Annotated in this window: 21 protein-coding genes; 1 reads left to right on the plus strand and 20 read right to left on the minus strand. The window is 41.3% G+C overall.

Annotated elements, in window-relative coordinates; genetic code table 11:
* Positions 1-326: 326 nt before the first annotated feature.
* From ACFPU1_RS07815 to ACFPU1_RS07840, 6 genes are all read right to left on the minus strand, one after another.
* Positions 327-542 (minus strand): helix-turn-helix domain-containing protein, encoded by a 216-nt coding sequence (locus ACFPU1_RS07815; protein ID WP_100400900.1) that lies wholly within the window; start codon positions 540-542, stop codon positions 327-329.
* A 189-nt stretch (positions 543-731) separates the two neighbouring features.
* Positions 732-1,199, minus strand: coding sequence for an acyl-CoA thioesterase (locus tag ACFPU1_RS07820; RefSeq protein WP_385939920.1), 468 nt, complete (start codon positions 1,197-1,199; stop codon positions 732-734).
* A 92-nt stretch (positions 1,200-1,291) separates the two neighbouring features.
* Complete coding sequence (gene sdhB, locus ACFPU1_RS07825) at positions 1,292-2,053, minus strand: succinate dehydrogenase iron-sulfur subunit (protein WP_385939922.1); 762 nt, start codon at positions 2,051-2,053, stop codon at positions 1,292-1,294.
* Complete coding sequence (gene sdhA, locus ACFPU1_RS07830; protein WP_385939924.1) at positions 2,050-3,831, minus strand: succinate dehydrogenase flavoprotein subunit; 1,782 nt, start codon at positions 3,829-3,831, stop codon at positions 2,050-2,052. The genes sdhB and sdhA overlap by 4 nt, the downstream gene beginning before the upstream one ends.
* 13 nt (positions 3,832-3,844) lie before the next feature.
* On the minus strand, positions 3,845-4,474 hold the full coding sequence (locus tag ACFPU1_RS07835) for a succinate dehydrogenase cytochrome b558 subunit (protein ID WP_100399818.1): 630 nt from the start codon (positions 4,472-4,474) through the stop codon (positions 3,845-3,847).
* 506 nt (positions 4,475-4,980) lie between these two features.
* Positions 4,981-6,333 (minus strand): TrkH family potassium uptake protein, encoded by a 1,353-nt coding sequence (locus ACFPU1_RS07840; protein ID WP_385939926.1) that lies wholly within the window; start codon positions 6,331-6,333, stop codon positions 4,981-4,983.
* Between the two features lie 115 nt (positions 6,334-6,448).
* Between ACFPU1_RS07840 and ACFPU1_RS07845 the strand changes: the two genes are divergently transcribed.
* Positions 6,449-6,898, plus strand: coding sequence for a YslB family protein (locus ACFPU1_RS07845; RefSeq protein WP_385939928.1), 450 nt, complete (start codon positions 6,449-6,451; stop codon positions 6,896-6,898).
* 16 nt (positions 6,899-6,914) lie between these two features.
* On the opposite strand, the gene uvrC is transcribed toward ACFPU1_RS07845, so the two are convergent.
* From uvrC to pheT, 14 genes are all read right to left on the minus strand, one after another.
* Positions 6,915-8,687, minus strand: a complete 1,773-nt coding sequence (uvrC, locus tag ACFPU1_RS07850) for an excinuclease ABC subunit UvrC (RefSeq protein ID WP_385939930.1) — start codon at positions 8,685-8,687, stop codon at positions 6,915-6,917.
* 273 nt (positions 8,688-8,960) lie between these two features.
* Positions 8,961-9,275: a thioredoxin gene (trxA, locus tag ACFPU1_RS07855; protein WP_054635088.1), complete on the minus strand. Its 315-nt coding sequence runs from the start codon at positions 9,273-9,275 to the stop codon at positions 8,961-8,963.
* Between the two features lie 193 nt (positions 9,276-9,468).
* Entirely contained in the window at positions 9,469-10,440 is a 972-nt protein-coding gene (locus ACFPU1_RS07860) for an electron transfer flavoprotein subunit alpha/FixB family protein (protein ID WP_100399822.1), read from the minus strand.
* Positions 10,441-10,453: 13 nt separating this feature from the next.
* The gene (locus ACFPU1_RS07865; protein WP_054635089.1) at positions 10,454-11,227 is read right to left on the minus strand and encodes an electron transfer flavoprotein subunit beta/FixA family protein; all 774 of its coding nucleotides are present in this window, start codon (positions 11,225-11,227) and stop codon (positions 10,454-10,456) included.
* 30 nt (positions 11,228-11,257) lie between these two features.
* Positions 11,258-12,031 (minus strand): enoyl-CoA hydratase, encoded by a 774-nt coding sequence (locus tag ACFPU1_RS07870; RefSeq protein WP_385939933.1) that lies wholly within the window; start codon positions 12,029-12,031, stop codon positions 11,258-11,260.
* A gap of 35 nt (positions 12,032-12,066) precedes the next feature.
* A complete protein-coding gene (locus ACFPU1_RS07875) occupies positions 12,067-12,675 on the minus strand; it encodes a TetR/AcrR family transcriptional regulator (RefSeq protein ID WP_054635090.1) in 609 nt (202 codons plus the stop codon).
* A 124-nt stretch (positions 12,676-12,799) separates the two neighbouring features.
* On the minus strand, positions 12,800-14,518 hold the full coding sequence (locus ACFPU1_RS07880) for a long-chain-fatty-acid--CoA ligase (RefSeq protein WP_385939935.1): 1,719 nt from the start codon (positions 14,516-14,518) through the stop codon (positions 12,800-12,802).
* 249 nt (positions 14,519-14,767) lie between these two features.
* On the minus strand, positions 14,768-16,477 hold the full coding sequence (locus ACFPU1_RS07885; RefSeq protein ID WP_385939937.1) for a long-chain-fatty-acid--CoA ligase: 1,710 nt from the start codon (positions 16,475-16,477) through the stop codon (positions 14,768-14,770).
* 298 nt (positions 16,478-16,775) lie between these two features.
* Positions 16,776-17,189, minus strand: coding sequence for a DUF350 domain-containing protein (locus ACFPU1_RS07890; RefSeq protein WP_385939939.1), 414 nt, complete (start codon positions 17,187-17,189; stop codon positions 16,776-16,778).
* Between the two features lie 34 nt (positions 17,190-17,223).
* The gene (locus ACFPU1_RS07895) at positions 17,224-19,584 is read right to left on the minus strand and encodes an endonuclease MutS2 (RefSeq protein WP_385939941.1); all 2,361 of its coding nucleotides are present in this window, start codon (positions 19,582-19,584) and stop codon (positions 17,224-17,226) included.
* 57 nt (positions 19,585-19,641) lie between these two features.
* On the minus strand, positions 19,642-21,378 hold the full coding sequence (gene polX / locus ACFPU1_RS07900) for a DNA polymerase/3'-5' exonuclease PolX (RefSeq protein ID WP_385940499.1): 1,737 nt from the start codon (positions 21,376-21,378) through the stop codon (positions 19,642-19,644).
* A gap of 95 nt (positions 21,379-21,473) precedes the next feature.
* Positions 21,474-22,013 (minus strand): CvpA family protein, encoded by a 540-nt coding sequence (locus ACFPU1_RS07905; RefSeq protein ID WP_385939943.1) that lies wholly within the window; start codon positions 22,011-22,013, stop codon positions 21,474-21,476.
* A 2-nt stretch (positions 22,014-22,015) separates the two neighbouring features.
* Positions 22,016-22,279: a cell division protein ZapA gene (gene zapA / locus ACFPU1_RS07910; RefSeq protein WP_385939945.1), complete on the minus strand. Its 264-nt coding sequence runs from the start codon at positions 22,277-22,279 to the stop codon at positions 22,016-22,018.
* 310 nt (positions 22,280-22,589) lie between these two features.
* Positions 22,590-25,010: a phenylalanine--tRNA ligase subunit beta gene (pheT, locus tag ACFPU1_RS07915; RefSeq protein WP_385939947.1), complete on the minus strand. Its 2,421-nt coding sequence runs from the start codon at positions 25,008-25,010 to the stop codon at positions 22,590-22,592.
* Between the last annotated feature and the right edge of the window lie 13 nt (positions 25,011-25,023).

A 25,023-nucleotide genomic window follows, 5' to 3' on the forward strand; every position in this document is an offset into this window, starting at 1 on the left:
CGGTTTTCAACCTAAAAGATGAGCTGAAAGCATAAAAAAAGGCATGAGTAAAATGAATCAACCTTATAAAGAAGTGAAAATGATTCTTTATATGGTCAATCACTTATTTACTCATGCCTGATCGTATCAGTAACACGTAAATCATGTTTGCGTTTTCAGTTTAGGCAGTAACCCTTATTTCAAAGTTATTATAGCATTGTGCATTTACCCAAACAAGTATTAAACACTCTTTAGGTAAAATTACATATTTTGACCAGAAAAAGGCCATTGGCCGCTTTTTATCCAATAAAAAACACCGGCCCCTCAAAGAGAGCAGCCGGCACTTATTAAATTTGAATCTCGCCAAGCCTGATTAATTCAATTACGGCCTGGGAGCGCCCCTTTACCCCCAGTTTTTGCATCGTATTTGAGATGTGATTTCTGACCGTTTTCTCACTAATATATAATTGGCCGGCGATTTCCTTTGTTGTTTTATCTTGAACAAGAAGTTCAAATACTTCTCGCTCCCGCTTGGTAAGAAGAGAGCGCGGGCCGCGTTCCATTTCTTTCAATGATGTCACCCTTTCTGGCATAGACTGCAGTCTCCTCTAACCTGGTTTCTTAGAGGTGCATATCATTGAAGAAAGAACTTAGTCACCCATATCCTATGTTATCAATTGTTTAACCGTTACCTGTTCTCAAACATAGCCACCATTTATTATAAAAAATAAACTGGTACATATAACCTTTTCTTATTGGAGGCTTGCCTGCTTCTCATTTAGATCTGATAGCATTTCTTCATTCCAGGGTACCGGCTTACCGCTGAATTTTGAAATTTGAACTATCGCTCCTCGTCCCGTTAAACAGTAGGAGCCCTCGTTGTTCACAGCAAGATAGTGTATATCAAGTGATGTGTTTCCGATATAATTGACTTTTACATACACGGATAATTTCTCATCAAAGAAAACCTGTCTCAAGTAATTGCACTGGAGGTCGGCAGTAACCACAATAGTGGAACTTTCTTCTTTCAACCACTCATCCATTAAACCTAAATGCTTAAAAAAATCAATTCTGGCTTCTTCAAAATACACAAATGCGTTTGTATTATTTAAGTGCCCAAAAGCATCAGTTTCCGAAAAACGGACTTTCACTTCTGTACTGAATGAGAAATCATTCACCCACTCATTAAAATTTTTTATATACGGTATTGTTTTGGCCATCTCGTTAACCCTTTCTCTTTAAGTATATGAATCTATAAATTAAGCAAGGCCTCTATGAAAGAGGCCTTCTTATAATTTATACAATTACTGAATTACTGCTTGTCACTGCCAAAGAAGTTTTTGAAAGACTGAACTGTTGAAGAACGGTTTAGAGCCGCAATGGAAGTTGTTAAAGGAATACCCTTTGGACAAGATTGTACACAGTTTTGAGAATTACTGCAGTTTCCTAGTCCTCCATCTCCCATAATTGTTTCTAAACGTTCAGCACTATTCATCTCACCTGTTGGGTGAGCATTAAACAAACGAACTTGGGAAAGTGGGGCTGGTCCGATGAAGTTAGAGCGCTCATTTACATTCGGACATGCTTCTAAACAAACTCCGCACGTCATACATTTTGAAAGCTCATAAGCCCATTGGCGCTTGTTTTCTGCCATTCGAGGCCCAGGTCCTAAATCGTATGTTCCATCAATAGGAATCCATGCCTTCACCTTTTTCAAAGAATCAAACATCCGGCTTCTGTCTACCATTAAGTCACGGATTACAGGGAAGGTTTTCATAGGCTCCAAGCGAATTGGCTGTTCAAGCTGATCCACTAGGGCCGTACATGATTGACGCGGCTTACCATTTATCACCATAGAACATGCCCCGCATACTTCTTCAAGGCAGTTCATGTCCCAGATTATTGGATTGGTCGCTTTGCCGTTTTTATTCACAGGATTTCTGCGAATCTCCATCAATGCAGAAATCACATTCATGTTTGGGCGATGGGTGACTTCAAATTCTTCCTCAAATGGTTCCTTATCCGGTCCTTCTTGGCGGGTGACGATCAAGCGAATTTTTTTATCTTCACTCATGATTTACCAGCTCCTTGTTTGTTGCCCGCTTTTGCTTTTGAATAATCACGCTTCCGCGGTGTAATAAGAGATACATCGACGTCTTCATATTCGAAATCAGGAGCGTCCTTCGCTGGGTTATATTTAGCCTTAGTTGTTTTCAACCATTCTTCATCGTTCCGATCTGGGAACTCAGGCTTATAGTGAGCTCCACGTGATTCATTACGGTTATAAGCACCAAGGGTAATCACTCTGGCAAGATGAAGCATCCCATGAAGCTGGCGTGTAAATGTAGCAGCCTGGTTACTCCATTTTGCTGTGTCACTCATATTAATGTTTTCCCAACGCTCAAGCAGTTCCTGAATCTTTTCATCAGTTTTTAGGAGATTTTCATTCTCACGCACCACTGTCACATTGTCAGTCATCCATTCGCCAAGTTCTTTATGAAGGACGTAGGCATTTTCTTCGCCATCCATATTCATTATTTTATCATGAAGTTCTTCTTCTTTCTTCACTTGTGACTCGTAAATGGAAGAAGACATATCTTCAGCTGATTTCTCAAGGCCTTTCATGTACTCCACAGCTTTCGGTCCGGCTACCATTCCGCCATAAATCGCTGATAATAATGAATTAGCCCCTAAGCGGTTCGCACCATGCTGGGAATAATCACACTCACCCGCAGCAAACAATCCTGGGATATTTGTCATTTGGTCATAATCAATCCACATGCCGCCCATTGAATAGTGAACCGCAGGGAATATTTTCATAGGAACCTTACGAGGATCATCTCCCATGAACTTTTCATAAATTTCCATAATTCCACCGAGTTTGATATCAAGCTCTTTAGGATCTTTATGGGAGAGGTCAAGATAAACCATGTTTTCCCCGTTAATGCCAAGCTTTTGCTCTACACAGACATTAAAAATTTCACGAGTGGCAATATCACGAGGTACCAAGTTACCATATGCAGGATATTTCTCTTCCAGGAAGTACCAAGGTTTACCGTCTTTATAGGTCCAGACTCGTCCGCCTTCCCCACGTGCTGATTCACTCATTAGACGAAGCTTATCGTCTCCCGGTATAGCAGTCGGATGAATTTGAATAAATTCTCCATTAGCATAGTATACGCCCTGCTTATAAAGAGCAGCAGCCGCATACCCTGTGTTTATGATTGAGTTCGTTGATTTTCCAAAGATGATTCCTGGTCCGCCCGTTGCCATAATAACAGCGTCACCGCGGAAGCTTTGAATTTCCATGCTTTGAAGGTTCTGACCAGTAACGCCTCGGCAAACACCTTCATCATCCATTACGGCTGAAAGAAATTCCCAGCCCTCATACTTTGTCACAAGGCCAGCTACTTCATAACGACGGACCTGCTCGTCCAATGCATAAAGAAGCTGCTGACCTGTAGTCGCCCCTGCAAATGCCGTTCTGTGATGCTGTGTTCCACCGAAACGGCGGAAATCCAGAAGACCTTCCGGAGTACGGTTAAACATTACACCCATGCGATCCATAAGATGGATAATGCCAGGTGCCGCTTCTGTCATTGCTTTTACCGGAGGCTGGTTTGCAAGAAAGTCTCCTCCGTAAACAGAATCATCAAAGTGTTCCCAAGGAGAATCCCCTTCCCCTTTTGTATTTACTGCACCATTAATTCCGCCTTGTGCACATACAGAGTGAGAACGTTTAACAGGAACCAAGGATAAAAGGTCTACCTGGACACCTGCTTCTGCAGCTTTGATGGTCGCCATAAGACCAGCAAGACCGCCACCCACTACGATAATTTTTCCATTGCTCATGTCCACTCACTCCTTAAATATTCGCTAATTCAGGGTTGATAAATGCAAAGATTGCACGCACGCCGATGAACGTTAAAATGACAAAAACACCGATTGTTGCGTAGGTTGCAATTTTTTGGGAACGAGGGGTGATTGTAATTCCCCATGATACCAAGAAAGACCAAAGCCCATTAGAAAAGTGGAACGTTGCAGCTACCACACCGGCTATATAGAATACAAGCATAAACGGGCTGCTTAAAATGTCCGCCATCATATCATAATTCACTTCCACGCCCAGAGCGGCTTGTATTCTCGTTTCCCATACGTGCCACGCAATGAAAATAAGAAGGAATACTCCAGTGATTCTTTGAAGTAAAAACATCCAGTTACGAAAATACCCATAGCGCCTTGTATTACTCTTGCCCTGGAATGCTATGTACAGTCCATAAATTGCATGATATAAAAGTGGAATAAAGATGATTAACAGTTCAAGTGCATATCTAAAGGGAAGCCCTTCCATAAAGTGAGCAGCCTGGTTAAATGAGCTTGCTCCATACACCGCAAAGTGGTTAACAATTAAGTGTTGAATTAAAAAGATCCCAACTGGAATAACTCCTAGCAATGAATGCAGTCGACGATTGAAAAATTCACGATTCCCTGCCATGCCTGTGTCCCCCCACAAAATGTTTTTTTAACCTTTGTTGTCGTTTCTCCTACTATTCTCTCTATACTTTTCTCTATGAAACAACCTCCCTGTTTGAGTATGGAAGAACGAACTGGGGAGCTAAAGAAAAAGCAGTTAGTTTGCCGATGCAAATCAGTTACTGCAATTAAGCGGTTATGTATGCTCTCCTGACAAATTGCCTTCCACATCAATAATTACATCCAAAGACTCTCAGCCTTTGTGAGGATCATAGAATGAGCGGATGCTCACCTGATTCTCTTTTCTACTTTAACGCACAAAAAGCTACAGTTAAAAACCACTTTAGAGACCTGTTCACTTGCATATATGTCTCTAATTTCGCCATAAATCTGACAAATTTATTGTACTCCCACTTTCCATGCTCGTCAAGAAAGCGTATACCTATTTTTCTTCCTCTTATGCATGGATTATCCACTAATAGAAAAACAGAGGGTGACAGCCCTCTGTTTACCTTCCATTTCCTCTTTTTATCCGATAATCATTCGTTCAGTTGGATATTTATAATGAGTCTTTGTATCTTTTTTCTTTACAGAAAATAAAAATACTAGAATCCCCACTCTACCGACAAACATAAGGAACAGGAGGATAATTTGACTCGGCATGCTCAAGTCTGCTGTTATCCCAGTGGACAGTCCGCATGTTCCAAAAGCAGAACTGGTTTCAAAAATAACATCAATAAGCTCGACATTTTGATTTTCTCTCTCCAGGGCTGTGATCATGGTTACTGCCGATACAAGTCCAACGAAAAAGAAGGATAACACAATAAACGCTTTCTGCTTGTCTTCTGGGTGAACCTCTCTGCCAAATACTTTTACATCACTTTTTCCAAGTGCAAAGCTTCGAATGGTTAAAAACATAACGGCCAGTGTGGTCGTTCGGATACCTCCGCCCACACTTGAAGGGCTCGCCCCTATAATCATCAAAGCGGAGAGAAAAAGAAGCGTCGGGAGAGTATACTCAGATATATCCATTGTGGCCAGTCCTGCACTTCTTGCTGTTGCTGAATTAAACAGGTTAAAGAACAGCTGCTGGTGCCACTCCATACCTACATAATAATAATTTCGTTCAAAAGCCCAAAGACCAAATACGCCAATAATGAAGACAAGAAAATAAGTAGTAACAGTCACTTTTGTAAACAGGCTGAATTTAAATTGCCGGTCTTTTGAGGAAAAGTATTCTTTTAACTCCATTAAAACAGGAAATCCGATAGCTCCGGAAAAGATAAGCAATATGACTATAAATTGAACATAATAATCGTCAGCAAATGGAATTAATGATTGCCCTGTCACATCAAAGCCAGCATTCGTAAACGCTGACAATGCAGCAAAGGCCCCCTGATAATATGCCTGTCCCACAGAATCAAAATATTGGATGTAATACGTACCCAGGATTAAGGCCCCTATTAATTCGATGGCTAGGGCGGTCAGCAAGATTCCACGCATAAGCTTTACCATGCCTGAAAATTGATACTGGTTCTGATCCACCATAATTAATAATCTTCTTGAAAGATTAATCTTTTGTCCAAACAACAGCCAGACAAAGGTCCCCAGGGTCATAATGCCGATTCCGCCCAGCTGAATGGCCACAGCCAAAAAAAAGACACCTACGTAGCTATAAGTTTGAGACACATCTACCACTGTCAATCCAGTTACACTTACAGCCGATATGGAGGTGAACAGCGCTTCAAAATAAGTCAGGTTAACACCTGGCTGCTGAGAAATCGGCATCCATAGAAGGAGGCTGATTAAAAACATAGTAATAATATATGCAATTATAATAAAGCGAAATGGTGACATGAACTTTGCTAGACCGGTTTTCATTATGTTCAACCTCCGACAAGTTTCGGGCCTAAGTATACCATTTATCCTACCGAGATTCTATAGAGAAAATAGCTAAAACCCGCTATAATATAGATAGAGAAAGTGGGGGCCTTTTATGGAAAAAGAGAATCAGTCATATACAAACTTTGGATATGAGCTTATCCGCGACACTCTTCTTCCTGAGCTTTTAGGAAAAGAACATAGCGAGATACTATATTGGGGCGGGAAAGCCCTGGCAAGGAATTTCCCATTGGAATCCATTGATGAAATTAAAGAGTTTTTCGTAAAAGCCGGATGGGGAGAAGTTCATATATTAAAAGAAAAGAAAAGCGAAATTCTTATAGAACTAGAACTTCCACACCTGGCTGGAGGAAAAAAAGCTTCGTTTGACCGCCACCTGGAAGCGGGCTTTCTGGCTGAGCAGTTAGAGCGGTTAACCAGCTGCCCTGCCGAAACATTTATTACTGATAAAAAAACCAAAGTACTCTTTGAAGTTCATTGGGATCCTAAGGATCACTTCGGAAGAGAAACAAGAAAAACAAGAAAAAAGAGCAGCGGATCCTGAAAAGGGGCCGCTGCTCTTATTCTTCATTTAATCGCTGCATAATATCTTTTGCAACTTTGTCTGGGATAGAAGCATGGCGAAAATCCTCCAAAGAGGCCTCTTTCATTTTCTTTACAGAACCAAAATGCTTTAACAAGCTTCGTTTTCTCTTTTCCCCTACCCCTGGAACATCATCCAGAACAGAGGTAAACATTGTTTTGCCTCGTTTCTGTCTGTGAAAGGTTATAGCAAAGCGATGGACCTCATCTTGCACCCGCTGCAAGAGGTAAAACTCCGGGCTGTCCCGTTTAAGGGTGACAAACTCAGGAGGGTCTCCCATAACCAGCTGGGCCGTTTTATGCTTTTCATCTTTTGCCAGACCAACAACAGGGGTCAATAGGTCAAGTTCATCCTTTAAAACACTTTGAGCTGCTGAAAGCTGGCCTTTTCCTCCATCAATAACAATGAGATCAGGCAGAGGAGACTGCTCTTTCAACAGTCGCAGATATCTCCTTCGAACTACTTCTTTCATAGAGGCATAATCATCAGGACCTTTTACACTTCGCACTTTATATTTCCGGTAATCTTTCTTACTCGGCTTTCCATCTATAAACGTCACCATGGCAGCAACCGGATCGGCTCCTTGAATATTCGAGTTATCAAACGCTTCGATGTGATGAGGAGTATCTATTCCTAAAGCTTCCCCCAGCTTATCCACCGCTTTAATTGTTCTCTCTTCATCCCGTTCTATAAGGGCAAAACGTTCTTTTAAAGCGGCTTCTGCATTCTTTTCGGCAAGCTTTACCAATTCCAGCTTTTCTCCCCGCTTAGGCTGATATACCTTCACTTCAAGCAGCTTTTCAACCATTTCTCGATCTAAATGGGCAGGAATAAAAATTTCCTTTGGTTTAATGTGCTCTGCCTTTAAATAGAATTGTCCGAGAAAAGTTAAAAATGCATCCTCTGCATCTTGATAATAAGGAAATACCGAAACATCCCTTTCAATCAATTTCCCCTGACGCACAAAGAAAACCTGAACACAAATCCAGCCTTTGTCAAAAGAATAAGCAAAGATATCTCTGTCAGTCTGGTCTTTAATCATCATTTTTTGTTTTTCCATAACCGAATCGATGTGCTGCACCATGTCTCTTAGTTCTTTGGCGCGTTCGAAGTTCAGCTCCTCTGCAGCAACATTCATTTTTTCCTGCAATTCAGCCTTTACGTCCTGATGGCCATTATTTAAAAAGCGTACAATTTCCTGAACCATTTCCTTGTTTTGCTCTTTACTGACCGGAAATTCACATGGGGCAAGACACTGGCCTATGTGATAATAGAGGCACACCCTGTCTGGCAGCGTCCTGCATTTTCTTAAGGGATACAGACGGTCCAGTAACTTCTTTGTTTCGTTTGCTGCAAAAGCATTTGGATAGGGACCAAAATATTTCCCGCCGTCCTTTTTTACTTTTCTTGTTGTAAGTAAACGAGGATGAGTGTCGTTAGTAATTTTTAAATAAGGATACGATTTATCATCTTTTAACAAGACGTTGTACTTTGGTTCATATTTCTTTATTAAGTTCATCTCTAGTATGAGAGCTTCCAGGTTTGAAGAAGTGATAATATATTCGAAGTCTCTGATTTCGCTAACCAGTCTTTGAGTTTTTCCATCGTGAGAACCAGTAAAATAGGAGCGAACTCTATTCTTCAGTACCTTTGCTTTTCCTACATAGATGACAGTGTTGTTTTTATTTTTCATTAAATAGCAGCCTGGCTGATCAGGCAAGACTGCCAGCTTCTCTTTAAGTTGACTCATAGCTTCCACCTCTTTGTATTTTCTTGAGAGGCTATTTATTATTCCTGGCTTAATCATACTGCATGTAAGCTGTCTTATAAAGGAGGAACAGCAAGTAATACTATTCAGTCAATTGTATCTTCGGTTTATGCGTTTATATCTACAATCAAAAGCCTTATAAAATCCGCATCATCCTTAAACAAAGCCTTTTAAAAAGAGAAGAGTGCAATATAAACATACTAATTTACATAAAAAACTGGCGGCAAACGTCTTCTGCCACCAGTTCGTTTTTTCTTACAGATGTTTATTAAGCAGTTCTTCCAATTGCTCTTTTGGCTGGAATCCAACCACTTGCTCGACTACTTCTCCCTCTTTGAATACAAGGAGAGTGGGGATACTCATTACCCCGTATTTCCCAGCAGTTTCCTGGTTTTCGTCTACATCAAGCTTAGCAATCTTCACTTTGTCTCCCATTTCAGAATCAAGTTCCTCTAAAACAGGCGCAATCATTTTACAAGGCCCGCACCACGGAGCCCAAAAATCTGCAAGAACTACACCCGCAGATGTTTCTTCCGCAAAGTTTTGATCAGTTACGTTTACAATTGCCATTATAATCCTCCTTTGGTCAACACTTTAGTTACACATATGCATTATAGCATTGCCAAATGATAGAAGCGAATAACTTGCACTAGTTAGAATACCCGAAAATAAAAATATAAAACTGGACATTTTATGTGCCCCGAACAGGAAACAAAAAGAAGGGTAGCACCAAAAGCAGGCTTTTGGGACACCCTTCTTTGTCTTACGCTGTAACTTTCTTAAACTCTTCAGTAAGAAGCGGAATTACTTCAAACAGGTCGCCTACTATTCCATAGTCTGCTACTTCAAATATAGGCGCTTCAGGATCTTTGTTAATCGCAACGATGACCTTGGAATTGGACATTCCCGCCAAATGCTGAATGGCCCCGGAAAGACCTGCCGCAATGTAAAGGTCAGGGGTTACCACTTTACCTGTCTGCCCAATTTGCAAAGCGTAGTCACAATACTCGGCATCGCAGGCACCCCGGGATGCCCCTACAGCCCCGCCTAACACTTCAGCAAGTTCATAAAGCGGCTTAAACCCTTCATCACTTTTTACTCCACGGCCGCCGGCAACAATAACCTTCGCTTCAGATAAGTCTACACCGCCGGCTGTTTTCTTCACTACTTCTTTAATGATGGTTCGTAAGTCCTTGATATCTACGTCAATAGACTGCACCTCTCCGCTTCTTGCCTCATCTTTCTCTAAAGAAGCGATATTGTTGGGGCGAATGGTAGCAAATACGAGCCCATCCTCAATAGATTTCTTTTCAAAAGCCTTACCTGAATAAATAGGACGGGTAAAAACCGCTGTGCCTCCCTCTATCTCTATGTCCACAGCATCGGATACAAGTCCTGACCCAAGTTTAGCTGCCAGTCGGGGAGCAAGATCCTTCCCTGAAGAAGTATGACCAAAGATAATCCCCTCCGGGCTTTCTTGATCACACACTTGTAAAATTGCCTGCTGATAAGCGTCAGTGGTGTACTGCTTTAAGTCGGAATGCTCTGAAGTCAGCACACGGTCCGCCCCGTAATGAATCATTTCATTCGCAAAGCCACTCGCGTTCTCTCCAAAGAGAACACCGACTACTTCTCCTCCATCAGCAACCTTTTTAGCTGCTGCGATTGCTTCAAAGGTTACATTTCTAATTTCCCCATCACGGGTTTCTCCCAGAACAATTACTTTTTTAGCCATTCTAAATCCCTCCTTAGACAACTTTTGCTTCATTTTTCAATAGGTCAATTAATTCCTTCACCTGATCGTTCACATCGCCTTCAAGAATTTTCCCTTCTCCTTTTTCCGGAGGGAGAAAGCGATCAGTCGTTTTAGTCTTTGCTTCTACGTCCTCTTCCTCAAGATCTAAATCATCCAGGTCAAGGGTCTCTAATGGCTTTTTCTTTGCTTTCATAATCCCTGGAAGTGATGGATACCTTGGTTCATTCAACCCTTGCTGGCAAGTCACCAGAAGAGGAAGAGCAGTTTCTACAATTTCGATGTCCCCTTCTACATCCCTTTCAATTGTTGCTTTATCTCCATCGACTGTAAGCTTTGTAATCGTTGTTACTTGATTAATTCCAAGACCTTCGGCCACACGAGGTGCTACCTGTCCAGCTCCATCATCAACGGCAACATTTCCCCCCAGGATAATGTCATACTCCTGGTCTTTTAAGTATGCCGTGAGCATAGTTGAGACACTAAAATGATCAATTTCACCATCAATATCCTCAATGTCCAGTAAAACGGCTTTGTCTGCTCCCATTGCCAGAGCGGTACGGAGCTCCTTTTCTGCTTCCTCATCCCCTACAGTTATGACCGTCACTTCCCCGCCATGAGCTTCTCGTAAAACAATGGCTTCCTCTATAGCGTACTCGTCATAGGGATTAATGATAAACTCTGCTCCCTCTTCATCAATTACCCCGTTGTTAATAACAATTTTCTCTTCCGTGTCAAATGTGCGCTTCATAATGACAAAAATATTCATTACTATCCCTCCCTAGTAAAATAAATTTGCTTAGTGGTCTTTAAATTGAGGTTTCCTTTTTTCAAGAAAAGCAGTGATTCCTTCTTTACTATCATGAGTTCCATGCGATTCTCCAAAAAGCTCTGCTTCTCTTTCTACTCCTTTTCTAAAGTCCTCTCCTTTGCTGTAAGAGAGAAGCTCCATAATCATGCGAATGTTCACGGCACTCTTGGAAGCTATCTTTTCTGCAAGCTTTACAGCCGTTTCCAAATGCTCGCCTTCTGCACATACTTGATTTACCAGTCCTACGGCTTTTGCTTCTCTCCCTGTTATGGGCTCGCCGCTCAGCATCATTTCAGCTGCTTTTGCACTGCCTGCTATATGGGTCAGCCTCTGGGTGCCGGCAAAGCCAGGAATGATTCCAAGGTTAAGCTCTGGCAGCCCGAGCTTTGCTTCTTCGGTTGCGATCCTTATGTGGCAAGCCATGGCAAGCTCCAATCCCCCTCCCAGAGCAGCTCCATGGATCGCCGCGATCACCGGTTTTGTAAGGGCTTCCAATCGTTCGAATAAAAGCTGCCCGTTTTTTGATAACCGGGCGAACTCTTCTTCATTATTCACCTGTGTAAATTCTTTAATATCAGCTCCCGCTGCAAAGAATTTACCTTCTCCGTGTAAAATAATAACCTTTACTTCTGAATCTTGTTCAAGCTCTTCTATTGCTTTCTCAAAGTCTTCCAGCAATGCTTTGGCTAGAGCATTAGCCGGGGGCCGATTTATGGTAATATACCCAATCTTATGTTCCTTTTTTATAGACAAATATGACATAATAAAGGCTGTCCCCCTCCTCGTTTCTTTAGCTGTTACATTTCTACTGTGCTTTCAGCATTGGTTTTAAAACCATTTAAAAGCATAGAATAAACAGGTTCAGCTAATTCTTCCAGATCATATTTACATTCTTTCATAACCCAGTTTGTTACCACTTCATCTAATGTTCCAAAGACCATTTGTCTTGATAGCTTTTCGTTCAATGAAGAAGAAAAGCTTCCAGATTCCTTGCCTTCTATGATTACTTCTTCCATTAAAGATAAGTAATCCTTCAATATTTCATTAATCTGCTGACGCAAATCGCTGTGAGACTGCCTTAATTCTAATTGGGTAACCACAGCTAAATGCTTGTCAGCGGCCAATTGTTTAAAATGAAGCTTGATTAGGACCGACAGCTTTTCTGCAGCTGACTCCACTGTTGACAATTCCTCTCTGATTTTACTGACGAACGTACCCATCTTTTCGTCAAAAAGTGAAATGAGGATGTCTTCTTTATTTTTAAAGTAGAGATAAATGGTGCCGTCTGCCACACCTGCCTCTTTGGCGATTTTTGATACTTGTGCGTGGTGGTAGCCATTTTTTGCAATAACACGAACGGCCGCTTCTATAATTTGTTCGTATTTCGGTCCTTTTCGTTTACTCATCTTAGTCTTCCTTTCTCCCATTCATTCTTTGCGATGTAATTCACGATGTAATGAATGACCGTTCATTCATCTTTCTTTTATTTTATGAAAACATTTATAAACTGTCAATCTTAATTCCAGGATTTCAGGAAGTTTTCTGATGACTCTTTTCTTTAGACTGTGCTCGTTTCTCTTTTTCCTCTTCCACTAGTACCCGGCGTAGAACCTTTCCCACCATGGTCTTAGGAAGCTCACTTCGAAATTCATATATCTTTGGAACTTTGTAGGAAGCAAGATTCTCTCTGCAATACTTGTTAAGTTCGCCTTCCGTGAGAGTCATTCCTTCCTTTGTTACGATAAAGGCTTTCACCGTTTCCCCGCGGTACGGGTCAGGCACTCCAATGACTACAGCTTCTTGCACTGCATGATGCTCATACAGTACCTCTTCAATCTCACGAGGATAGATATTAAATCCACTGGCAATAATCATATCCTTCTTCCGGTCAACAATGTAGAAAAAGCCCTCTTCATCCATGTAACCCATGTCTCCCGTTTTCAGCCATTCGTCAAAGAAAGTGGCAGCTGTTTCTTCTGGACGGTTCCAGTATCCCTTCATTACTTGCGGTCCTCTTATAATTAACTCCCCAATTTCTCCAGGCTCGCCGAAGTCTTCACTTTCCTGTGAAAGGATCGCAGCGTCCGTATTGGGCCACGGAAGGCCAATACTTCCTTCTTTTCTCTCTCCCCAGATTAAATTACAGTGCGTTACCGGGGAACTTTCAGTTAAGCCAAATCCCTCTACAAGTTTGCCGCCCGTGACAGATTCAAATTGGTGCTGTACTTCCACGGGAAGCGGGGAAGAACCGCTGATACATGCCTTAATAGACGATAAGTCGTATTTCTCCAGGTCAGGGTGATTTAAAAGTGAGATATACATCGTTGGCGCACCTGGGAAGGTGGTAATCTTATGTTTCTGAACCATTTGTAGAACCTCTTTTGGATCAAACTTAGGGAGAATCACCATTTGTGATCCATTCATAACCGAAAGGTTCATGGAAACTGTCATACCGTAAACATGGAAAAAAGGGAGAACAGCTAATGTTTTTTCCTTTCCTTTTTCCATTTGATACATCCAGCTTAAACATTGAGTAGTGTTAGCTACTAAGTTATAGTGCGATAGCATAACACCTTTCGCAAGACCAGTAGTCCCTCCGGTATATTGTAGAAGGGCTAGATCTTCAACTGGATCCACCTCATCCTCGATTTCCTTAAAGGATCCTTTTTTCAGCAAGGATGAAAAAGAGTGGATAAAATGATTGTAGGAAATATCTACTTTAACCTTTGCACTTTTTCTTTGCGTTAGTGGGTATACCACATTTTTTGGGAAAGGCAGGCAGTCTTTTATTTTTGTTACGACAATATGTTCAAGCTGTGTCTCTTCCTTAACTTTCATCACACGGGGGTAAAGTAAATCCAGACAGATCATAACCTTAGCTCCTGAATCAGTCATCTGATGTAAGAGCTCCCGCTCCATGTAAAGGGGATTAGTCTGCACTACCACTGCTCCTGCTAACAATGTTCCATAATAACTAATGACAGACTGGGGAGTGTTAGGAAGCATGATGGCTACCCGATCACCTTTCTTTACCCCCAGGTCTTGAAGTTGACCGGCAAATGTAACAGACTCTTCATACAGCTCCAAATATGTCCACTCTTTCCCATAAAAATACAGGGCTTTATGATTTGGATACTCTTCTGCCGTTTGTTTTAAAAAGGATTGAAGAGTTCTTTTTGGATATTCAATATTTGTTGAAATTTCAGGCGGATATTTAGCTTCCCATTGTCTCTGCAGTTCTTTTACCATTCAAGATCCTCCCTCACCCTCTCCTCTCTAAAGGTATTTCTCCTCTATCCTCATTGTACTGAATAGTCGTTCATTTTTAAATCCTTTTTTACAACTTTTTTATAATGATGCCTGGCACCAGCTCTCATTGTCATATTACTTTCCAATGACACAAGATGCCCACTTGAACTTGTTACAGACTCGGATTGGTGCCTGGCACCTTATCCATCTGTAATAAATAAACCGCCGATGGGACGGCGGCTTATATCATTAGCTTCCTTTTTTTAATGAATCCTCATTTTCTTTACGCTTTTTTTCTTCCTCTTCCACAAGCGCCCGACGAAGGATTTTTCCAACCATTGTCTTTGGAAGCTCTTCTTTAAATTCATATAAACGAGGCACTTTAAATGCAGCTAAATTTTCCCGGCAGAACTTTTCAAGTTCTTCTTCTGTTACGTTTTTCCCTTTTTTTAGTACGATAAATGCTTTCACGGTTTCTCCTCTATACGTGTCAGGCACACCGATTACGGCTGCTTCCTGAACGGCTTCATGTTCGTACAGCACTTCCTCTATCTCTCTTGGATAAATGTTAAAACCACCAGCAATAATCATATCTTTTTTCCGATCTACGATATAAAAGTATCCTTCTTCATCCATGTAACCCATATCGCCTGTTAAAAACCAGTCTTCCTTAAAAGAGGCAGCTGTATCCTCAGGCTTGTTGTAATAACCTTTCATTACCTGCGGTCCCCTGATCATAAGTTCACCTATTTCACCTGGCTCAGCTGATTCACCTGTTTCTGCCGAAAGAACGGCCACCTCAGTATCAGGCCATGGCACCCCTATGCTTCCAGCTTTCCTTTTCCCCCAAATCGGGGTGGAAACAGCTACAGGGGATGTTTCTGTTAATCCATATCCCTCGACCAGTTTTCCGCCAGTCAGCTTCTCAAACTGCTGTTGAACCTCCACTGGAAGAGGCGCCGAACCGCTGAGACATGCTTCAATAGAAGAGAGGTCATACTTCTCGATGTCAGGTTCATTAATAAGACCGACATACATAGTAGGAGCTCCAGGGAACAGACTTACCTTATGTTTTTGAATCGCCTTTAACACTTGCTTCGGGTCAAATTTAGGAAGGATAATCATTTTCGTCAAATACATGATAGATAAATTCATTACAACGGTCATACCGTACACATGAAAAAATGGTAATGCAGCCAGAACCCGTTCTTCTCCTTTTTTCATTTTGTACATCCATGCCCTGCATTGAAGCGTATTTGCTACCAGGTTGTAATGAGTAAGCATCACACCTTTTGCCGGTCCTGTGGTCCCGCCGGTGTATTGTAATAAGGCAAGATCTTCTTTTGGGTCAATCGGTATATCAAGTTCCTTCTCCTCCCCCGCTGAAAGAAGAGACGGAAAATGGAGTGTTTTGCTGTTATACGAAATATTAACCTTGATACCGGTGTTCTTTTTCTGCACGAAAGGATAAATTACATTTTTAGGGAAAGGCAGGTAATCCTTAATACTAGTTACCACAACATATTCTAAAGAAGTTTTTCTCCATACCTTTTCTACTCTGGGGTAAAGAATATCAAGACATACCATAACCTTTGCACCAGAATCAATCATTTGGTGCTCAATCTCCCGTTCGACGTATAATGGATTTGTTTGTACTACCACGGCCCCTGCTAATAAAGCTCCGTAATAACAAATAACCGACTGAGGAGTGTTGGCAAGCATAATGGCAACACGATCTCCCTTATTCACTCCAAGGCTTCGCAGTTGATTCGCAAATCTCAGAGCATCTCCGTAGACCTCTTTATAGGTCATATCCTTACCCATAAAATGAAAAGCTTGTTTTTCAGGATTCTCACGTGCTGCTTCTTGTAAAAATGATTGCAAAGAACGATTTTCATACTCTAGAGTTGAAGGTATCTCCTGCGGGTAACTTTCCAGCCATAATTTTTCCTTTACCATTTCCCCATCTCCTTTTATTTTAAAGTCCTCCTTCTTTTTAAAACTCCTCCCTTATACTTACATTCTAATGGAAGCGTTTACAATTTTAAACTGGTTATTTTAAATTTTTTGACAAATTATAATGAATATTCGAAATAATAAGATGAAAGGAGGACTCTCCTCCCTGTTTTTCCGAAATTATACGAAAAATGTTAAGTAAATAACCCCTGCCAACATAAATCCGATACAACAAACAATTAAGACTTTCCATAGTGTTTCCACAACTGATCCTCCTCATCCTAAATCAAGCTCTCTTTCGTTACATCGAATTAATTCCTCCCCCGATAACAAAAGAAAGCCCAGTTGACAAAACAAAGGCGATAAATCCTACTGCCTTATTTCCATTTTCTATTTCCTCATCCACTTTAAACATTGGAGTTAAAAATTCAAATATCAAGTATCCTAACATAAGCAAAGCAAACCCAAATGCTCCCCATACTGACATGAGCAATATAGAATCGTTATGCAAGATAGAAAAGTGGAAGATATTTGCTACTCCAAATATCTTCCCTCCTGTAGCGAGAGCTACGGCCATGTTTCCCGCTTTGATTTCTTCCCAATTTTTATAGGGAGTTAAAAATTCGAAAATAGTCAGGCACACGATCAATGCCAATACCGCTACACTGTATTGGCCTGCTGTTTGTATAAATGGATTTTCAAATAGCTCCTCCACGTCTGCCACCAGCCCTCTATAAGTGTAAAGGCTATTATTTTAAATCTACCACTGTATTACCAAGCCCGCCCTCATTCATACCTCCGTCACGAGTTCCGCTCACACTCGGGTGTTTCTTTAACAAGTCCTTTACGCCTTTACGCAAAGCCCCCGTTCCTTTTCCGTGAATGATATGAACCTGGTTGTACCCGGCAAGAACAGCTTCATCTAAATACTTCTCTACTTTTCTCATCGCTTCATCGAAGCGTTCTCCACGCAGATCAAGTTCTGGTTTTACTGCTTGTCCTGCAGAAGACACGGAAGCTATCGGCTTAGGCTGAGATTTAGCCGTTTCTCCTTTAACCTTCTCCATATCTTCTTTTTTTACGTTCATTTTCATAATTCCTAATTGTACCTGAAACTCCGTCTCGTTTACCTGCTTAATAATCTGCCCCTTTTGACCGAAGCTCAATACTTTTACCTCATCTCCAGGGTGAAGGGCTTCTTTTTTCATAGCTTGCTTTTTTATTTGTTTTGTTTTGGGGGTAAGTTCGGGTGCTGCTTTATCCATTCGTTTTTTTGCACTGATAAGTTCATGTTCTTTAACAGACAGCCCTTCTTTTTGTAAACGCCGCAGATCACTGATAATGCTTTCCGCTTCTTTTCGTGCCTTTTTCACTTCTTTTTCAGCTTTATCTTCAGCTTCCTTTAAAATGCCTGACCTTTTCTCTTCCACTTCTGCCAGCTTATGCTCAAGCTCTTCATGAAGCTTTTCTGCTTCCCTGCGATGAGTCTCGGCTTCCTCTCTTTCCATTTCAGCAGCTTTTCGTCTTTCATCAAGTGAGGTGATCATCTGCTCCACTTGACGTGAATCAGCTGTTACTTCGTTCTCTGCAGCTGCAATGATCGATTCATCCAGCCCGAGGCGCCGGGAAATCGCAAAAGCGTTGCTTCGGCCCGGCACACCGATAAGGAGACGATACGTTGGGCTTAAAGTTTCAACATTAAATTCCACACTTGCATTCATTACGCCTTTTCGATTGTAAGCATATCCCTTGAGTTCACTGTAGTGAGTAGTCGCTACTAATTTAGCACCAGTACTGTACACATAGTCCAGAATTGAAACAGCCAGGGCAGCTCCTTCCGTCGGATCAGTTCCTGCCCCTATCTCATCAAATAGAACCAGGCTTTTATGATCGACATGTTTTAAAATGTTTACGATATTAGTCATATGTGAAGAAAATGTGCTTAAATTTTGTTCAATGGACTGTTCATCTCCAATATCAGCAAAAACCTGAGAAAAAACCGAAGCTTCGGACCCTTCTTCTACCGGAAGGAAAAGGCCGGATTGAGCCATTAAAGAGAGCAGGCCTACTGTTTTCAAAGTGACTGTCTTTCCTCCGGTATTCGGACCGGTTATAATCAAGGAAGAAAATGAGCCTCCAAGCTCTACATCAATAGGCACGACCTCCTCTTCGGAAAGAAGAGGATGACGGGCTTTCAGAAATTCAAGGCGTCCATCCTCATTTAAAGAAGGCTGCGTGCCCTTAATTTCTTTTGCATAGTATGCTTTCGCAAAAAGAAAATCAAGCTCAGCAAGCACTTCAATATTGCTGAGCAGCTCCTCTCCCTGCTCATTTATTAATCCTGATAACTCCATGAGTATCCGTTCAATTTCCTGTCTTTCTTTCACTCGTGCTTCTCTTAGCAGATTATTGATTGAAACCACAGATTGAGGCTCGATAAATAATGTAGCTCCAGATGCTGACTGGTCGTGAACGATTCCTCCAAAAGCCCCTCTGTATTCTTGCTTTACTGGAATCACATACCGGTCATTTCTTATCGTCACTATCGTGTCAGATAGTTTCTTTTGATTGCTGGAAGACCGGATAATTTGATCCAGCTTTGATCGCACCGAAGATTCATGACTTCTGATATTTTGTCTTATATTTCTCAAAGAATCACTTGCAGAATCAAGAACCTCAGAATGCTCATCAATACACTGTTTAATGCTTTTTTCAACCTCTGTTAATGGAATGATGGCGCTTGTTAACTCATCTAATAAAGGTAAAGACACTTCCTCTTCAACCATGTTTTGAATGAATGTGCGCAAGCGTCTGCCGCCATAGATAGTATCTGCTACATCCCGTAACTCTTCAGCGTTGAGCATACCACCAATGCTTGCACGCTTAATTTGTGGCTGGATATCATGGATCCCTCCAAGAGGAGCCTGTCCCTTTAAACGAAGAACTTTTGTACCTTCATACGTTCGCTTTTGTTCTTTCTTCACGGTTTCAAGATCCGTTAAAGGCTGTAGTTCCTCTGCTTTTTTTCTTCCAAGGGAAGAAGCAATATGGGCTTTAAGCTGTTGTTTCATTTTGTCATATTCTAATACACGCAGCACTCTTTCTAACAAAAAAGCCTCCTCCTTTTCCAGCATTTCACACATTTGTTTTCTTTACTTGTCATTCTTTTACTTCTCTCCTGAGTTGTTTTGCTTTTTATTTACAAACGATAGAAAGTCATCTTTTGACCAGGTGTTCAGAACTTGATCTTTTGTCAGCATGGCCTTACGTGCAAACCCTGTTCCAACCTCCATAAATTTAAAGGTGCTGGTTTGGTGGGAATCCGTATTGATAGAAATGACAGCTCCCTTTTCAGCCGCCAATTTCAGCCACTTAGCAGACAAGTCCAGCCTGTGAGGATTCGCATTCAATTCTAAGGCTGTTCCTGTCTTGGCAGCTTTTTCAATTAACTGTTCTACATCTACATCATAACCTTCACGGCGTCCGATCAACCTTCCCGTAGGATGAGCAATCAGATTTACGTAAGGATTTGTTAAAGCAGTTTCCAGCCTTTTCATAATCGTTTCTCTTTTTTGAGAAAAAGAGGAATGAATGGAAGCAATGACAAAATCAAGCTCCATTAATGTCTCGTCCTCAAAGTCCAAAGTACCATCGGGTCGAATATCCATTTCAATTCCAGAAAAAATCGTGATATCATCCATCGCTTCGTTAACACGTTGAATTTCTTCTTGCTGCCTTTTCAATCGATCTTCATTCAGGCCATTAGCAACCTGAAGAAATTTAGAGTGATCGGTAATCGCAATATATTCATAACCTCTTTCACGGGCTGCCTCAGCCATTTCCTTTACAGAATAACCACCGTCGCTCCACGTTGTATGCATATGAAGGTCAGCGCGTATGTCATTTATTTGAAGTAATTCCTTTGGTTCTTTAAAAATTTCTGTTTCATGAAGGCCGCTTCTCGCTTCGGGAGGGATATAATGCAGGTTAAAATGCTTATAAAATTCTTTTTCTGAAGCAAAGGTTTTCACTTTGCCCGAATCCAGAGATTCAACTCCATACTCACTCACTTTCTCTCCCTGTGCTTTCGCGAGCTGCCTCATAAGAACGTTGTGTTCTTTTGATCCTGTAAAATGATGAAGGGTGGTGGCAAATTCTTCATCCTTTACTAAGCGAAAGTCAATTCCTACGGTAAAATCAAATGAAACTTCCAAAGAAACCTTTGAGGTCCCATCAGCAATAATATTGGTTACGCTCTCCATTGCTACAAGCTGTCTTCTTACCTCTTCTGCATCTTCTACTGCAATAATGTAATCAAGATCCTTGACAGTTTCTTCTATACGCCGAAGACTCCCTGCTCTTTCATATCTAATTATGCCTTTTAGGTCTTCCAGCCTTGCGTCCACCCAGTCCGCGATTTCCATCATATATGCCAGAGGAAGCCTCTCCGGTCTAGAGCCGATTTCTTCAATCGTAGCCAGTATTTTTTCCTCAGATTTCGCACCAAACCCGGAAAGCTTTTGCACCTTTTCTTCCTCACACGCTGCTTTTAATGTCTGCACATCTACCACACCAAGTTCTTGATAAAGCCGTCCAATCTTTTTCCCACCAAGACCTGGAAGCTTTAACAAAGCAAGAAGTCCTTCTGGTATATCTTTTTTCAGCTCTTCTAAAAGCTCCGAGGTGCCTGTTTCTCTTAATTCTTCAATAACAGAAGCCGTCCCTTTGCCGATGCCGGACAGTTCAGAAGGATCGTGAATTTCATCAAGTGTCCGTTCATCTTTTTCAAGAGCTCCGGCAGCTTTCCGGTAAGCGGATACTTTAAATGGATTTTCACCCTTGATTTCCATATAAACAGCTATTTTTTCCAAAAGCTGAATCATTTCCTTTTTATTCATCCTGATCCCCTTTTCTCTTCTCATAATCTTGATCTATCATGCATCATCTTGCTATCTTAATACATGAAAAAGCTTCTCACCTGCGAGAGAAGCATTGTTATCTATATACCCTGAGACCATAAATTTTGCAGCCAATCAGACAGTACAGGTGTATTTTCAACCATTAATCTGGCCATGGAAGAATTAGCGATACTTTCCTGAATAAAATCAACAGGCAGCAGTGCTGCGGCAATTAAAAGAATAAAAATAATCAAGTATGTTTCCAACAGACCAAGAATGCCCCCAAGCCAGCGATTAAAGGTGCGAAGAATAGGGATGTGAGAGACAAAATCAAGCATGGAGCCTATGATTTGTAAAAGAATCTTGGTGATAAAAAAAAGCAAAACGAAAGAGATCCCTGCATAATAGACTGATTCAAAGTCAAAAGATGAGATCAACATGGCTACAGTACCGTTATCAGTAGAGAAGTGCGGATAAGGAAGCCACAGTCTTAGGAATTCAGCAACATCTCTATAAAAAATATAAGCAACAAAGAAAGAAATAAATATACTGACAAGGTGAACCAGCTGCAGCACGAATCCACGCCGGAGACCTATCAAAAAGCTCATAAACAAAAATAATATAATTAACAAACTAAGCATAATTATCGATCCTTTTCATTCTCTTCATTTTCATACTCTTTTAGTTTCTCTAAGAGCTTTAAATGCTCATCAACTAAATTTATGGAAGTGAGTACCGCAAGCTTTGTCGTATCTAAGTAGGGATTGCTGTTCTTTATTTCTCTCATCTTATGATCCACGTATTCTGCAACACGTACTACGTGGCTTGATGATTCTTTGCCGACAATGGTATATTGCTGGCCATATATACTAACTGTTGTTCTTTGTTTTTTATTTCCTTCAGACACCGATAAGCCCCCTATTCTCTCCAAAATCCCTAGCTTTTATCATAACAGAATAAAAGAAAGGATGAAAATTATTCTCCTTTCCGTCACGTGCTAAGAGATGTATTTCCCTGCTTAGTACATGTTAAATCATTATCATCTTCACTTATCTATTATTTTACCATAGGGTAAAAGTTCACTAAGACAAAATTACTCCATTTTTACTCTTTTTCGACATCCATCTCTTAAATCCTTTCTTTCGTCAAGTATGACTGCAGAAACAATAAAAAAAGCTTCCTCCAATCAAAGGAGGAAGCTTTTTCACTTATGATTCTTATGCTCTTAACACAGCGCCTACGTTACTTTTTAATTCTTCAAGGACATGTTCATGTACCTTTGTTACTTCTTCATCAGTCAATGTCCGTTCAGGATCAAGGTAGAGCAGTGAAAAGGCAAGAGATTTCTTTCCTTCTTCCATATGCTCGCCTTGATACAAATCAAAAAGATTTACCTTTCGCAGGAGAGAACCTCCAGCTTTTCTAATAACTGCTTTCACTTCACCAGCAGGTATATCCTCATTAAGGACCAGGGCGATATCTCTTCCTATCGAAGGATAGCGAGGAAGCGTTTGATAACGAAGGTTTTCGCCTTTAAAAGAAAGAATAAATTGGAGATTTACCTGGAAAACGTACGTTTCTTTTATATCGTACAGTTTTTTGAGTGAAGGATGAACTTGCCCTATGAAACCTGCATGCTCTCCACCAAGCAGTATTTCTGCTGTTCTTCCTGGATGCATATCTTCCAGTTTCAGCGGCTTGAATGATATTTCATTTTCCAGGCCCAGTTCTTCGAACATACCTTCCAGTATGCCTTTAAGAACATAAAAGTCAACTTCCTTCTTCTCTCCCTGCCACATATGAGTTTCCCACAGACCAGTAATTGCACCAGCGAGCATCTCCTTTTCTTCAGGCTGTTCTGCCAGCTGTTTCTGATCAGTCAGGAAAATAGAACCTACCTCAAAGATAGCAGCGTTATGAAGCTGCCGATTATGATTATACTGAATAGCATCTATTATATGAGGGAGGAGGCTTGTTCTCATTACACTTCGTTCTTCACTCATAGGCATTGAAACGTTTACAGTATGCTCTGTTTTTTCAGTCGCAAACCTGTTCACTTTTTCAGGACTTGTTAATGAATAATTAATCGTTTCATGAAGTCCGCTGCTTTCCAAATATCTGCGGATCTGTCTTCTTTTTGCCTGATAGTCGGTAAGGGAACCGGGTGTCGTGGCTCCTGCCGGCAATGTTGTTGGGATATAGTCATAACCATACAAACGTGCGACTTCCTCCACTAGATCCTCTTCAATTCTCAAATCAGGCCGTCTTGATGGAATGCTGACTTCAAGAGAATGCTCTTGTTCGGTAACATCAAGGCGAAGGCGTCTGAAAATATCAATCATATCACTTTGAGACAGTTCCATTCCTAAAAGACTGTTTATACGAGTAACTGTAGTAGTAATCACAGGCTTTGATTTGTCACGGCTATCTTTCTCTACTGTCCCTTCAAGGACTTTGCCGCCTGCAAGGTCTTCCATAAGCTTTGCTGCTCTTTCTGCTGCCTGCTCTACCCGGAATAGGTCAATTCCTTTTTCAAATCTGCTGCTCGATTCACTCCGAAGACTATGATCCCTTGAAGCTTTTCGAACTAAAGATGGGTTAAAGTACGCGGCTTCCAGAAGGACAGTCTTTGTCTCACTTGTCACCTCTGAAAAAGCTCCTCCCATCACCCCAGCTAAAGCCGTGGCTTCCTTGCCATTTGTAATAACTAAATGATCCGGCGATAATGTTCTTTCTTCCTCATCAAGAGTGGTTATTTTCTCTCCTTCTTTGGCCCGGCGTACAACAATCTCAGAAGAACCAAAACGGTCATAATCAAAAGCGTGTAGGGGCTGACCATATTCTAATAGCACAAAGTTAGTAATGTCCACTACATTATTAATCGGTCTGATTCCAGCAGCAACCAGACGGTTTTGAAGCCAAAGGGGAGAAGGGGAAATGGTTACATCCTTAATCACTTTAGCACCATAGTATGGATTATCCTCACCATTTTCCACTTCAACTGACACGAAGTTTGAAGTCTTCTCTTCATCTTCATGATGGGTGGTATCCGGCAATTTCACTTGACGGTCTAACAGGGCAGCCATCTCATAAGCTACACCGATCATGCTTAGACAATCAGCACGGTTAGGTGTTAAATCAAGCTCCAGCACAGTATCATTCAGGCTCAATGCCTCAAGAGCATCAGCACCCTCTTCGACCTCCTGAGGAAAAACAAAAATACCGTCAGCAAACTCTTTTGCCACTAATTTTGGTTCTACACCAAGCTCCTGCAAGGAACAGATCATTCCTTCTGATGATTCGCCTCTAAGCTTTGTTCGTTTTATTTTTACTCCTCCAGGCAGTTTAGCGCCTGGTTTTGCAACGGCCACCTTTTGTCCTGCAGCCACGTTAGGAGCCCCGCACACAATTTGAGAAACTTCTTCCCCAATTTTAACCTGACAAAGATTTAGTTTATCAGCATTTGGATGTTGTTCACAAGAAGTCACACTACCTATAACTACGTTTTCAACTCCTTGGTTTAATTCATGAAGAATATCTACTTCTACCCCGCCTCTTGTCAGCTTTTCAGCGACTTCAGACGGAGTCATATCAGATAGATCTATATAATCCTGTAACCAGCGATATGAGACTAACATGCCTATTTCCTCC

Source organism: Thalassorhabdus alkalitolerans (assembly GCF_042656525.1).
Taxonomy (GTDB): domain Bacteria; phylum Bacillota; class Bacilli; order Bacillales; family Marinococcaceae; genus Thalassorhabdus; species Thalassorhabdus alkalitolerans.

Excerpts from the sequence above, each read along its gene's own strand:
- ACFPU1_RS07860 (WP_100399822.1), bottom strand. The coding sequence starts at position 10,440 with ATGGCTAAAAAAGTAATTGTTCTGGGAGAAACCCGTGATGGGGAAATT.
- sdhA (WP_385939924.1), bottom strand. The coding sequence starts at position 3,831 with ATGAGCAATGGAAAAATTATCGTAGTGGGTGGCGGTCTTGCTGGTCTT.
- pheT (WP_385939947.1), bottom strand. The coding sequence starts at position 25,010 with ATGTTAGTCTCATATCGCTGGTTACAGGATTATATAGATCTATCTGAT.
- sdhB (WP_385939922.1), bottom strand. The coding sequence starts at position 2,053 with ATGAGTGAAGATAAAAAAATTCGCTTGATCGTCACCCGCCAAGAAGGA.
- ACFPU1_RS07880 (WP_385939935.1), bottom strand. The coding sequence starts at position 14,518 with ATGGTAAAAGAACTGCAGAGACAATGGGAAGCTAAATATCCGCCTGAA.
- ACFPU1_RS07815 (WP_100400900.1), bottom strand. The coding sequence starts at position 542 with ATGGAACGCGGCCCGCGCTCTCTTCTTACCAAGCGGGAGCGAGAAGTA.
- ACFPU1_RS07835 (WP_100399818.1), bottom strand. The coding sequence starts at position 4,474 with ATGGCAGGGAATCGTGAATTTTTCAATCGTCGACTGCATTCATTGCTA.
- ACFPU1_RS07865 (WP_054635089.1), bottom strand. The coding sequence starts at position 11,227 with ATGAATATTTTTGTCATTATGAAGCGCACATTTGACACGGAAGAGAAA.
- ACFPU1_RS07875 (WP_054635090.1), bottom strand. The coding sequence starts at position 12,675 with ATGAGTAAACGAAAAGGACCGAAATACGAACAAATTATAGAAGCGGCC.
- ACFPU1_RS07885 (WP_385939937.1), bottom strand. The coding sequence starts at position 16,477 with ATGGTAAAGGAAAAATTATGGCTGGAAAGTTACCCGCAGGAGATACCT.
- ACFPU1_RS07820 (WP_385939920.1), bottom strand. The coding sequence starts at position 1,199 with ATGGCCAAAACAATACCGTATATAAAAAATTTTAATGAGTGGGTGAAT.
- trxA (WP_054635088.1), bottom strand. The coding sequence starts at position 9,275 with ATGGCAATTGTAAACGTAACTGATCAAAACTTTGCGGAAGAAACATCT.
- uvrC (WP_385939930.1), bottom strand. The coding sequence starts at position 8,687 with ATGAGTCAACTTAAAGAGAAGCTGGCAGTCTTGCCTGATCAGCCAGGC.
- ACFPU1_RS07845 (WP_385939928.1), top strand. The coding sequence starts at position 6,449 with ATGGAAAAAGAGAATCAGTCATATACAAACTTTGGATATGAGCTTATC.
- ACFPU1_RS07840 (WP_385939926.1), bottom strand. The coding sequence starts at position 6,333 with ATGAAAACCGGTCTAGCAAAGTTCATGTCACCATTTCGCTTTATTATA.
- ACFPU1_RS07870 (WP_385939933.1), bottom strand. The coding sequence starts at position 12,031 with ATGTCATATTTGTCTATAAAAAAGGAACATAAGATTGGGTATATTACC.
- ACFPU1_RS07905 (WP_385939943.1), bottom strand. The coding sequence starts at position 22,013 with ATGCTTAGTTTGTTAATTATATTATTTTTGTTTATGAGCTTTTTGATA.